The sequence below is a fragment of the Aquamicrobium sp. LC103 genome (assembly GCF_001014615.2).
GTDB lineage: Bacteria > Pseudomonadota > Alphaproteobacteria > Rhizobiales > Rhizobiaceae > LBCQ02.
The window spans coordinates 1-11,990 of sequence record NZ_LBCQ02000016.1; the positions used below are offsets into that span (position 1 = coordinate 1).

General features: G+C 63.9%; 12 protein-coding genes. 7 read left to right on the forward strand and 5 right to left on the reverse strand.

The window, feature by feature from the left end; translation table 11 throughout:
* From XW59_RS25905 to XW59_RS25915, 3 genes are all read left to right on the forward strand, one after another.
* Window positions 1-418: cytochrome c (locus XW59_RS25905; RefSeq protein ID WP_137327104.1), on the forward strand; the 418-nt coding region annotated here is incomplete at its 5' end.
* Window positions 415-909, forward strand: coding sequence for a (2Fe-2S)-binding protein (locus tag XW59_RS25910; RefSeq protein WP_047148309.1), 495 nt, complete (start codon window positions 415-417; stop codon window positions 907-909). The genes XW59_RS25905 and XW59_RS25910, both read left to right, overlap by 4 nt.
* Window positions 909-3,158, forward strand: a complete 2,250-nt coding sequence (locus XW59_RS25915) for a molybdopterin cofactor-binding domain-containing protein (RefSeq protein WP_047148310.1) — start codon at window positions 909-911, stop codon at window positions 3,156-3,158. The genes XW59_RS25910 and XW59_RS25915 overlap by 1 nt, the downstream gene beginning before the upstream one ends.
* Before the next feature lie 64 nt (window positions 3,159-3,222).
* Here XW59_RS25915 and XW59_RS25920 read toward each other — a convergent pair whose 3' ends face one another.
* Window positions 3,223-3,933 (reverse strand): ribonuclease activity regulator RraA, encoded by a 711-nt coding sequence (locus XW59_RS25920; RefSeq protein ID WP_047148311.1) that lies wholly within the window; start codon window positions 3,931-3,933, stop codon window positions 3,223-3,225.
* Between the two features lie 39 nt (window positions 3,934-3,972).
* Window positions 3,973-5,190, reverse strand: coding sequence for a pyridoxal phosphate-dependent aminotransferase (locus XW59_RS25925; protein ID WP_047148312.1), 1,218 nt, complete (start codon window positions 5,188-5,190; stop codon window positions 3,973-3,975).
* A gap of 115 nt (window positions 5,191-5,305) precedes the next feature.
* Between XW59_RS25925 and XW59_RS25930 the strand changes: the two genes are divergently transcribed.
* Window positions 5,306-6,223 carry a LysR family transcriptional regulator gene (locus XW59_RS25930; protein ID WP_047148313.1) on the forward strand — a complete coding sequence of 306 codons (918 nt, stop codon included), beginning with the start codon at window positions 5,306-5,308 and terminating at the stop codon, window positions 6,221-6,223.
* Between the two features lie 85 nt (window positions 6,224-6,308).
* Here the strand turns inward: XW59_RS25930 and XW59_RS25935 are convergent, their stop codons facing one another.
* The 3 genes from XW59_RS25935 to XW59_RS25945 are packed head-to-tail and all read right to left on the reverse strand — an operon-like array spanning window position 6,309 to window position 8,888.
* Window positions 6,309-7,238, reverse strand: coding sequence for a dihydrodipicolinate synthase family protein (locus XW59_RS25935; RefSeq protein WP_047148314.1), 930 nt, complete (start codon window positions 7,236-7,238; stop codon window positions 6,309-6,311).
* A 10-nt stretch (window positions 7,239-7,248) separates the two neighbouring features.
* A complete protein-coding gene (locus XW59_RS25940) occupies window positions 7,249-8,106 on the reverse strand; it encodes a D-amino-acid transaminase (RefSeq protein WP_047148315.1) in 858 nt (285 codons plus the stop codon).
* Between the two features lie 11 nt (window positions 8,107-8,117).
* Window positions 8,118-8,888, reverse strand: coding sequence for a 5-oxoprolinase subunit PxpA (locus XW59_RS25945; protein WP_047148316.1), 771 nt, complete (start codon window positions 8,886-8,888; stop codon window positions 8,118-8,120).
* Window positions 8,889-9,033: 145 nt separating this feature from the next.
* Here XW59_RS25945 and XW59_RS25950 point away from each other — a divergent pair, with 145 nt between their 5' ends.
* From XW59_RS25950 to XW59_RS25960, 3 genes are all read left to right on the forward strand, one after another.
* Window positions 9,034-10,020 (forward strand): TRAP transporter substrate-binding protein, encoded by a 987-nt coding sequence (locus tag XW59_RS25950; protein ID WP_047148317.1) that lies wholly within the window; start codon window positions 9,034-9,036, stop codon window positions 10,018-10,020.
* 97 nt (window positions 10,021-10,117) lie between these two features.
* Complete coding sequence (locus XW59_RS25955; RefSeq protein ID WP_047148318.1) at window positions 10,118-10,651, forward strand: TRAP transporter small permease; 534 nt, start codon at window positions 10,118-10,120, stop codon at window positions 10,649-10,651.
* Between the two features lie 9 nt (window positions 10,652-10,660).
* Window positions 10,661-11,962 carry a TRAP transporter large permease subunit gene (locus tag XW59_RS25960; protein WP_047148319.1) on the forward strand — a complete coding sequence of 434 codons (1,302 nt, stop codon included), beginning with the start codon at window positions 10,661-10,663 and terminating at the stop codon, window positions 11,960-11,962.
* The last annotated feature ends 28 nt before the right edge of the window (window positions 11,963-11,990 follow it).

An 11,990-nucleotide genomic window follows, 5' to 3' on the forward strand; every position in this document is an offset into this window, starting at 1 on the left:
CGCCAGCGCGGCGCCTGCCGCCGACACGCCGGCCGATCGCGGAGCCGCGATCTACGCCGCGGCTTGCGCCGTCTGCCACGACGGCAGCAGGCAGCCCCCCTTCGGCGGCGTTTCCCTGCGCCTGTCGACGGCGATCAACGCGTCCAATCCGCAGAACGCGATCAACACGATCCTGTTCGGCCTGCCGGCGGCCAGCGGGCGCCAGAGCGCGATCATGCCGGATTTCGGGGCGACCCTCAGCGACGAGCAATTGACCGATTTGCTCGCCTATCTGAGGGAGGAATTCGCCGGGCGGCCACTCTGGCCGGACGCTGCCGATCGCGTGGCAGCCACACGCAGTGGGGATTACCATGTCAGCGTTCGTCCGGCCGATGGCATCGAACGCGGCCCGGACAATATAGGAGCGCAGGACCGATGATGAAGCTCGATATCAACGGCGCAATCCATGAAGTCGAGGCGGACCCTTCCACTCCGCTGCTCTATGTGCTGCGCAACGATCTCGAAATGAACGGCGCCAAGTTCGGCTGCGGCCTTGGCCAGTGCGGCGCCTGCACGGTGATGGTGGACGGAAAGGCGGTCTTCTCCTGCCTTGTCCCGATCATGCTTGTGGAGGGCCGCAAGGTCAAAACGGTCGAGGGTCTCGGCACGATCGATGATCCGGCGCCGATGCAAATTGCGTTTATCGAGGAGCAGGCGGCGCAATGCGGCTACTGCATTCCCGGTATGATGATGCGGGCTCAGGCGCTGCTCGAATCCCGGCCGGATGCGAGCGACGCGGAGATTAGGACGGCGCTGGAGCCCAATCTCTGCCGCTGCGGGACGCATATGCGCATCCTGCGAGCCGTCCAGCGAGCGCGCGAACTCATGAAAACGGCCGCGGCGCCGGCCGCCAATGGAGGGAAAGCCTGATGAACGCCTCCAATTTCCCGGCTTTTTCCCGACGCGGTTTTCTTTTCGGCTCCGGTGCGCTCGTCGTCAGCTTTTCCATCGTTCCGCATGTTCTCGCTCAAGAGGGAGAGGTGCAAGGCGCTACTCCGGCGCCGGCGGAGCCGGATTTGCCCGGCAGCCTGGGCGATACCCCTTCCCTTGATGCGTGGATTCGGATCGAGGCCGACGGCGGCATCACCGTTTTCACCGGCAAGGCTGAGCTTGGACAGGGTACCAAGACTTCCCTACGGCAGATCGCCGCCGAGGAGCTGGAAGTCGAGCCTGCGGCAATCAACCTGATCACCGCCGACACGGCGCTGACGCCGAACGAGGGCTATACCGCCGGCAGCCAGACAATCCAAAACAGCGGTACGGCCATCCGCTACGCTGCCGCGCAGGTGCGCCAGATTCTCCTCGGACAGGCGAGCGAGAGGCTCGGCGTGCCGGCGGAGCAGCTTCGGGCGGAAGGTGGACGAGTACTCGGCCCCGGCGGCGCGTCGCTGGGCTATGGCGAGTTGGTCGCGGAAAATCTGCTCCACGTCAACGCCGATCCGGCCACGGTGCTCAAGGCCCCGGACACCTATCGAGTGATCGGCAAGCCTTTCGCCAGGGTCGACATTCCCGCCAAGGTGACCGGTGGAGAGGCCTATGTGCAGGACATGCGTCTGCCCGACATGGTCCATGCAAGGGTGGTGCGCCCGCCCAGCTACACCGCAAGTCTGGCCGAGCTCGACGAGCAATCCATCGAGGCCATGCCGGGTGTCCTGGCGGTGGTGCGCGACGGTGATTTTCTTGCCGTGGTGGCCGAACAGGAATTCCAGGCCGTGCAGGCGATGCGGGCCCTGGCCGCTGCGGCCAGATGGGAGGAGCGGGCGGCACTGCCCGACCAGCAGCAGCTTGCCTCCTTCTACGAGAGTTCCGCGACCGAAGTCGGGTCTGTCTCCTCGGTCGGTGGGGAAGCGATTTCCGGCGCGAAGACGATCGAGGCGCAGTTCATGCGCCCCTACCAGATGCATGGCTCGATCGGGCCGTCGGCAGCCGTGGCAATGCTCGAAGATGACAGGATGACGATCTGGACGCATACGCAAGGCGTCTATCCCGACCGCGGCGCCATCGCGCAAATGCTCGCCATGCCCGCGGAGAATGTGCGTTGCATTCATGTCGAGGGATCCGGCTGCTACGGTCACAACGGCGCGGACGATGCCGCCGCCGACGCGGCACTGATCGCCAGGGCGCTGCCCGGCCGGCCCGTCAGGGTGCAATGGATGCGCGAGCAGGAGCATCTGTGGGAGCCTTACGGCCCAGGCATGATGATGCGCACGCGCGCAACGCTCGATGCGGGCGGCAAGATCGTCGATTGGCACTACGATTTGTGGAGCAACACCCACAGCACGCGACCCGGCTCGGCAGGATCGCTTATCGCCGGCCGCCTCATGGGCCGGCATTTCCCGCAAGATTCCGCAACGCTCCGGATCTCGCCGCTGGGCAATGGCGACCGCAATGCCATACCGCTCTATGAAATTCCGAACCAGCGGATAAACTGGCATTTCATTCCGGACATGCCGGTGCGCGTGTCGGCCCTGCGAGGGCTTGGCGCCTATGCCAATGTCTACTCCATCGAAAGCTTCATGGACGAGCTCGCGCTTGAAGCCGGGGCCGACCCGGTCGAGTTCCGCCTGCGCCACATGACGGACCCTCGCGCGCGCAAGGTGATGGAGGTGACGGCGGATGAGTTCGGCTGGTCATCCGATCCCATGCCGGAGCGGCGCGGAAGAGGCTTCGCCTTCGCCAAGTACAAGAACCACGCCGCCTATCTCGCCATAGCGATCGAGATGGAAGTGGATGCCGATACCGGCCTTCTGCGCGTGTCGCATGTCGTTTCGGCGGTGGATTGCGGCGAGGCGGTCGCGCCGGATTCGATCATCAACCAGACGGAGGGCGGCATTCTCCAGTCGCTGAGCTGGACACTCTATGAGGCTGTCCACTTCAACGACACGCGCGTCACCAGTTCCGACTGGTCGGCCTATCCGATCCTCCGCTTCAGCGCGGTGCCGGACAGCATCGACGTGCATGTCGTGGATAATCCCGGGACACCCTATCTCGGCGTTGCGGAAGCCGCCCAGGGGCCGACCGCCGGAGCGCTCGCCAATGCGTTTCGCAATGCGACCGGCAAGCGCATCTACGACCTGCCTTACACACGCGAGCGGGTGAGGGCGACACTGGGTGTTTGACCTCGCCCGACAAGGCTTCGGGCGAGTGCCAGTTCGTCGGCTTGTCCATGAGCCCGGGAAAAGCTCACTTTTTGCTGGCTTCGTAGCGCGCCTTGTTCTCGGCATTGGGCGGATACAGGCCCGGCAGAGGGACACCGGCCTCAACCTCGCCCATGATCCATCCCTCCAACCGCTCCTGCTCCGGCGCGAGCGCGGCCACATCCTCGACCAATGAGGCAGGGATCAGGACCGCACCGTCCTCGTCGATGACGATCATATCTCCCGGATAGACGGCGACGCCGCCGCAGGCGATGGGTTCCTGCCAGTTCACAAAGGTCAGGCCCGCGACGGAGGGCGGGGCTGCGACGCCGTTGCACCAGACTGGAAGCCCGGTGGCGCGCACGCCCGCGACATCGCGCACGACGCCGTCGGTGACAAGCGCGGCAACGCCGCGCTTGTGCATGCGGGCGCAGAGGATATCGCCGAATATCCCGGCATCGGTCACGCCCATCGCGTCGACCACGGCGATACAGCCCTCGGGCATGGCCTCGATGGCAGCCCTTGTCGAGGTCGGCGAAGACCAGCTCTCGGGCGTGGCTAGGTCCTCCCGGGCCGGCACGAAGCGCAATGTGAAGGCACGGCCGACGATGCGCGGCTGGCCGGGGTTGAGCGGCCGGGCTCCTCGCAACCAGACATTGCGGAGCCCTTTCTTCAGAAGAATCGTGGTCAGCGTTGCGGTGGTGACGCCGGAAAGAGTTTCGATGAGCTTGTTTTCGTCGCTTGCTTCAGAGGTCATGTTTTCTTCTCCTCGTATCTCTTTGCCGTCTGCCGTGACTTATACGCGATACCTTGCGATCAACTCGGCCATGCGCTCTACCGCCGCCACCGCCGCTTTATGATCCTGGGAGAAGTTCAGCCGGACGCTATTTGCGGAATGCGGGGAGAATTCGGTTCCGGGCGTGACGACGACACCAGCTTGAATTCGCAGGAGCTTGACGAAATCCGAGTGAGAAACGCCGAGGTCCGGAAGACGCGGAAACAGATAGCTGCCCGCCTCGGGGGCGCGCGCAAAGGCGCCGTCAATCGCCTGCAGGACCTTCAACAGGTCGTCGCGGATCGCCTGATGCAGCCTTATGCGTTCGTCCATCCAACCCTCGGGCTCGTTGAACCAAGTCCTGAGCACCGCCTGGCTGTATCCTGCGGCCCTGAGCGAGACGATCGCCTGAAGCTTCTCCATGCGGTTGATGATCGTGCTCGAACCGAAGGCGACGCCGAGGCGGTAGCCGCTCAGCGATTCCGTCTTCGACGGCCCCATGATGGTGACGACATTCTCGGCATCGATCTCCTGGGCGCGTAGATGAGTGTAGGAGACGCCTTGGTAGCGCAGCCGGGAATAGAGCTGGTCGACGATCACTGTCGCGCCGTACCTGCCTGCGAGTTCCGCGATCCGGCGAATCTCGTCCTTCGAATAGACGACGCCCGCGGGATTGTTCGGATTCGAGAACAGGAAGATCTTGGCGCCTGCCTCGAAGGCCGCCTCGAGCTGGTCGAGATCGAGGCCGGCGCGTCCTTCCTCCGTACCGGAATAGTCGAGGCGAACCGGAATCATCTCGCCCTCGAAGAACTCCACCAGCTTGCGGTTGGCGAAATAGTCGGGCTGGACGATCGCCACCTTGTCGCCTCGCGAGACGGTAGCGGCGACGGCGAGAAAAAGCGCCCCTTGCGTGCCGGGAGTGATGATCATGCCGTCACGCGCGTTGACCGGAGCGCCGGTGAAGGCCGCCAGCTTTTCGGCCACCTGCTCGCGGATGTCGATGTCTCCACGATATTCTGTGTAGGCCTGCCTGCCGCCAAGCGAAACGCCTTCGGAGAACGTTTCGAACGAGCCGGGGGTCGGCTCGAACGCGTCAACGTCGCCGTGCGAGAAGTCGACGGGCGTGCCCTCCAGTACCTCGCCGCGCAGCAAGGCCACGAGGCCGGTGGATTGCTGCCGGACTTCCTGGCCGGGGGCGTTGTCGGTGCCCAGCCTGGAGAATTTGCTCAAGATCGACATTGGGTACTCCGTGAATCCAGTGGCGCAGCCATCGCCAATTTTCCCGATTGTATCTTCGCGGAATAAATGAAAAATCTCTTTTCATGTAGTTTTAGAAGATAGAATAATTATCTTTATGGACATCCGATTCCTCGAGAGCTTCGTTGCCGTCGCCGATTGTGGATCGATCGCAGTGGCCGCGCGCCGGCTGAACCTGACCCCTGCGGCGGTTGCCCAGAGGCTGAAGACGCTCGAGCGCGAGCTGGGGCATTCGCTCGTCAGCCGCGTCGGCCGGACGGTGCGGCCGACGGCATCGGGGCTGGCCGTGCTGCGGCACGCTCACCAGCTGATCGAGGGCGCGCGCGATTTAAAGGCGATAGCGGCCAATGACCTGCCCGCGGGTCAATTGCGGCTGGGCGCGACGGCGACCGCGTTGACAGGATTGCTCCCGGAGATCATCGCCATCCTCAGCGCACGTTATCCGCAGATCGAATACCACATCCGGCCCGGCGCTTCGGTCGATCTTTACCACGGCGTCCTGGCCGGCGAGATCGACGCGGCGGTCATCGTGCGGCCGCAGTTTCCGATGCCGAAATCGACCGGCTGGCTGACCCTCCGCCAGGAACCTCTGGTCTTGATCGCCCCTGTCGATCAGCCGCTGGATAGCCCAAAGGCGCTCATCGAGCGGTTCCCGTTCATACGCTACGATCGCAACCAGTGGGGAGGGCAGATCGTCGATCGATATCTACGAAACCACGATCTCGAAGTGCGGGAATGGCTCGAGCTCGACGCCCTCGATGCCATCGCGGCGTTGGTCGATCGCGGCCTTGGTGTTGCGATCGTACCCGACTGGGCTCCGCCCTGGCCCGACGGCTTGAAGCTTCGAAAGATACTTCTGCCGGACGGAGAGATACGCCAGTCGGGCGTGTTCTGGAGCCGGTCTGGCCCGCGAATCGCCGCCGTGCGCGCTTTCGTCGAAACCTGCGAAGAGATAGTCGGGAGAGGGCGGGACGTCCGCGCGGCGGTCGCGGCTCGCTCGCAACGAAGTCGGTAGCCGAGGGATGCCGGTTGCCGGGGCGGCGTCGCGCCATCCCGACAAGCGAAGGTTTTCGTCGTGCGACGTCAGCCTGATCGCGGGATCAGGCTTCCCGCAGCCTGGCCTCGGTGCGGGCCATCAGCCGGTCGATCTCGGCTATGTCCGTGGGCGAGAGCTTCGGCCCCGGCGCGCGCGTGGCGGCCGAGGCGATGGCGCCGCGTCGCATCATCACATATTTGCGCACCGCGAGGCCGAAGCCGGGCTGCTGTTCATGGCGCAGGATGGGGAGATAGCGGTCGAACAGATCTTCCGCCGCGTCTGGCTGCCCGGCTTGATGCAGCGCGACCGTCTGCACCAGCGCCTCGGGATAGGCAAAGCCCGTCATCGCCCCATCGGCGCCGCGCTGGAGTTCCTGCGGCAGATAGAGGCCGCCATTGCCGCAGAGGATCGACAGCCGTTCGACCCCCGTCGCCTCTTCCTGCTTGCGCAATGCGGTGATCTTGGAAAGCCCGGGCCAGTCCTCGTGCTTCAGCATCACGATTTGAGGGCGCTCGACGGTTAGGCGGCGGATCAGGGAAGCGGAGACCGGTTGACCGGTCGCGAGCGGGAAATCCTGAAAGACCAGCGGCACGTCGCTCCCCAGCGCGTCGCAAACCGCATGGATATAGGCCTCGATCCGGTCCTCGCGCGGCGGGCCCGCATTGGGCGCAACCATCAGCCCGGCCGCTCCGCGATCCATTGCGTAGCGACCGAGATCGGCGAGGTTGCGGAGGCCGGCATCCGAAACGCCTACGACGACCGGCAACCCACCGGCCGTCTCGATGACCGTATCGACTACCTGGCGTCGCTCGGCGGCCGTCAGCTTGTCCGCTTCGCCCATCATGCCGAGGATGGTCAGGCCGGAGACGCCGTGACCGAGATAGAAATCGACCAGCCGCCGCAGGCTTTCGAGATCGAGCGCGCCGGCATCCGTGAAGGGGGTCGCGGAGATGATGTAGACGCCGCTTGTCGCCCGGTTGATCTTCTGTGCCATTGTCTTCCCCTCAAATAGCCGCGCTGCGGCGGGTCTCGATATAGATGCGGCGCAGGTCGCGGGTCAGGGCCCCCGGCGTGCCGTCGCCGATCGCGGTTTCGTCGATACGGATCACCGGAACGACGAAATTCGTGGCGGACGTTATGAAGGCTTCGCGCGCCGAAAGCGCTTCCGCTGGCGTGAAGGCGCGTTCCTCCACGCGGATGCCGTTCTGGGCGGCCAGCTCGAGGACCGACCCGCGCGTGATGCCGGACAAGAGCGCGTGCGAAAGGTCGCGCGTCACGAGGACACCGTCCGCCGTCACGATATGAGCGTTCGCCGCGCTGCCTTCGGTTACAAAACCGTCCTCGACCAGCCATGCATCATCCGCACCGCGCGACATGGCTTCCATCTTCGCCATGGACGGATAGAGGAGCTGTATCGTCTTGATGTCGCGCCGTCCCCAGCGAAGGTCGGGCAGGAGCGCTACGGCGATTCCTTTCTCCGCGACCTGGTTCTGCAGCACGTTCTTGGCCTGGGTGAACAGAACGAGCGTGGGCGGCGTCCCTTCGGCGGGATAGGCGAAATCGCGATCCGCCACGCCGCGCGTGAGCTGGAGATAGATCATGCCCTGATCCAACCCGTTGCGGGCCACGATCTCGCGATGAACCGCGAGCAGTTCCTCCTCGTTCAGCGGCAATACCATGCCGAGCTCGCGGGCGGAGCGGTGCAGTCGCGCCGCATGCCCGGCATATTCGACCAGCTTGCCGTCCAGCACGCAGGTCACCTCATAGACCCCGTCGGCCATGAGGAAACCGCGATCGAACACGGAAATCCTGGCCTCGTTTTCGGGCAGCCACTCGCCGTTGAGGTAAACGATCCTCGTCACTTTTAAATCCTTCAAGATTTGGCAAAAGGCGCGATTTCGATGCCGTTTTCGACAAGCGCGCCGCGCAGAGTGCGTACGATTTCCACTGCTCCGGGCGTGTCGCCATGCACGCAAAGCGTGGCAGGTTCCACGGGAAGCTTTTTGCCGCCGGTGGTGGGGATATGACCGTTCATGACCATCTCCAGAACCTGATCGAGACTGTGCTGCGGGTCATGAATGACCGCACCGGGCTGGCTGCGCGGAGTGAGTTCGCCCGCGTCGGTATAGCTGCGGTCGGCATAGATCTCGCAGGCGACCTGAAGGCCGGCGTTCTCGGCGACCTTGTACGTCTCCGAATAGGGAAGGGTGACGAAGACCAGCGAAGGGTCAACCGCCTGGATCGCGCGCACGCACAGCGCCGCCAGATCGGGATCGACCGCCGCCATGTTGCCGAGCGCGCCGTGCGTCTTCACATGGGTCATGGGGTGGCCCTCGAGCGCGCACATGCCCTGCATCGCCACGATTTGGTAGATGATCTGGGTTTCCAGATCTTCCGGCCGCTCGCCCGAGATTCGGCGTCGGCCGAAGCCGTAGAGATCGGCAAAGGACGGATGTGCCCCGACCGAAACGCCGTTCTCCTTGGCCATCCGGATCGTGCGACGCATCACCACCGGGTCGCCTGCATGGAAGCCGCAGGCGATGTTTGCGGTGCTGACCAGCTTCAGCATCGCCGCGTCGTCGCCGATCGTAAAGGCGCCGAAGCTCTCGCCCATGTCGCAGTTCAGATCGAGTTTTCTGGTCATTCCCGCTCCCGCGATTCCGGTTTTTCCCTAGGGGTGGCCACTTTCGATTGACAGCCCGCCGCAAGCCGCCTCATATTGGAATACAGGTGGTATTCCGAAATCTCAAGTTCTTTCGAAGCCATCTCAATTCAGAAGGGGAAAAATCATGAAGCAGAAAAACATCTTCGCATTCGCGGCTGCCTGCGTCGTTTCGATTTGCGTGACGAGCGCTCATGCGGAAACTGCCTGGGACATGGCGGTCGTATGGCCCGAGGGCAATTTCCACACCCAGAACGCCATTGCTTTCGCCAAGGAGGTAAAGGAGGTGACGGACGGCGAGGTCGCCATCACCGTGCACTCGGGCGGCGCGCTCGGCATCAAGGGCCCGGAGGGCATGGCAGCGGTACGTGACGGCCTGGTGCCGATCGCGGACATCCTCCTGAACCAGCAGGTGGGCGAGGCCCCCGTCCTCGGTATCGAAACGTTGCCCTATCTGGCGCCGACCATGTCGGATCTCGCCCTGCTGCACAAATTCTACAGGCCCAAGCTGGAAGAGATTGCGGAGGGCATGAATCAGAAGTTGCTCTACATGGTGCCGTGGCCGGGCCAGGCGGTCTTCTCACCCAGCCAGATCGATACGCTCGACGACATGAAGGGGCTGACAATCCGCGTGGTGGACGCCAATGGCACTGCCTTCTTCGAGGCGCTCGGCGCGACGCCGATCCAGATGCCTTGGGGTGAAGTCGTTCCCTCGCTGGCCGCCGGCACGATCAAGAGCGTGACCACGTCCTCCTCCTCCGGCGTCGACGGGGCGTTCTGGGAATTCACGAAACACATGAGCACCTTCAACTGGCAGGCGTCGTCGAATGCGGTCACCGTCAATCTCGACGCCTGGAATGCATTGCCGCCGGAAACCCAGACCGTCATCGAGGAGGTTGCCGCGCGAATGGAAGGCCAGTTCTGGCTCAACAGCCGCGCCGAGGACGCCAAGAAGATCGCGCTCCTGAAGGAGCATGGGGTCGAAGTGCTCGCACCTTCCAAGGAATTGAGCGAAGCGCTGCTCGAGAAGGCCGTGCCGCTGTGGGATGAGTTCAAGGCGCGAGTGCCGGAAGCCGCGCCTTATGTCGACGCCTATCTCGCCGCCCGCCGGTGAGGCTGGTTCCGCAGACCCGGCATCCCTTCGGGGATGCCGGGGCCGCTCTCGACGACAGCCCCCGGCAGGGGGCGCTCAGCTCTAAATGGACAGTAACATGACGCTACCAATCCCCTCTCGCTTCCGAGGCATCATTGCCTTCATCGACGGGCTCACGGAAATCGGCGGCATTGTCGCGGCACTCAGCCTTCTGGGTATCCTCGTCCTTATCGCTTCGGAAATCTTCGCCCGCAATGTTCTGGGCCTTTCGCTTCACTTCTCCTGGGACCTCGCCGGGTATCTGATGGGGGCCTGCTTCCTCTTCGGCTGCGCTCCTGCCTTGAAGGGCGGCAGCCATGTGCGGGTGACGGCGCTGCTGGAGGTGCTGCCCGTATCGACAGCCCGGGTTCTCGAGCGGTTTGCCTGTCTGGTCGGTCTCGTCATCTGCGTTGTCCTCGCCTGGGCGCTCATCGACATGGCGTGGCTTTCCGGACAGCGGGGATCGACCGCGGCCACCGCCTTCAGAGTTCCGCTGGTCTATCCGCAGGCGGCGCTCGCGGCGGGTGCCGTGCTGCTCACCATGCAGTGCTTCGCCCAGCTTCTGCGGCTCCTGCGCGGCGAGATGCTCGCGACCGGTCCCGGGCTCGAATAGGGGGCGGCAATGGGAAAGATCATCACCACTCTTCTCGGTCTGATGACGCTGCTTCTCGGCAGCGGCATCTGGATCGGCATCGGGCTCATCGGCACCGGCGTGGGCCTTCTCGAACTCTTTCGCCCGCAGATGCCGGCTTTGAAGCTGATTGCCCAGCAAGCCTGGAATACGGTGGTCTCGCCGGAGCTTCTGGCGCTGCCGCTTTTCATTCTGATGGCCGAGATCCTGTTTCGAACCAGGATATCGGAAGCGCTCTTCACCGGCCTCTCGCCGTGGCTTCGGCGCGTTCCGGGACGCCTGAGCCATCTTACGGTAATGGGCTGCACGCTCTTTGCCTCCGTCTGTGGGTCTTCCGCGGCCACCACCGCGACGGTCGGCAGGATCACCGCGAAAGAGCTGATCGGCCGCGGCTACAACCGTGATCTCGTGACCGGCAGCCTTGCCGGCGCCGGGACGCTCGGCTTCCTCATTCCGCCGTCGACGATCATGATCATCTACGGCGTCATGGCCGAGGAATCGATCCTGCGCCTGTTCATAGCGGGCATCCTGCCGGGCTTTCTGCTTGCCGCCGCCTATATGGGCTATCTCGGAATCCGGGCGTGGCTGAATCCCTCGCTGGTAGGCACTCCGCCGCCTCCGACAACCCTGTGGGAGAAGCTCGTTGCACTCAAGGACCTGGGGCCGCTGCTGCTTCTGATCATCGGCGTGATCGGTTCCATGTACGGCGGCATCGCCTCGCCGACCGAGGCGGCCGCCGTGGGCGTTCTGGCGGCGATGGGTATCGGCTTCATGCAGCGCACCCTTGATCTCAAGGGCGTGCTGGTCGCGGCACGGCAAGCGGCGGAAAGCTGCGCCATGATCGGCTTGATTATGATCGGCGCGATGTTCCTCTCCACCGTGATCGGCTATCTCGGCGTGCCGCGATTCATTGCATCCGAAATCCAGAGCTGGGGCATGCCGCCCTTCATGCTGATCGTCGTGCTGCTGGTCTTCTACGTCATCCTCGGCATGGTGATGGAGGGGCTCGGCATCATTGTCATGACCTTGCCGATCACGCTTCCGCTGGCCATGGCCGCGGGCTATGACAAGGTCTGGTTTGGGATATTCATCGTGATTGTCGTGGAAATGGCGCAGATCACGCCGCCGGTGGGCTTCAACCTCACCGTGATCCAGCGTCTGACGGGTGACAGCATGGGCCGGATCACGCGCGCCGCCATGCCGTTCTTCTTCATCATGTCGGCTTTCGTTCTGTTGATTGCTTGGTTCCCCGGCATCGTCAGCCTGGTTCCAGGCATGATGGGTGGCCGTTGACACCCTTGAGCCCGATCTTCGAATGAGA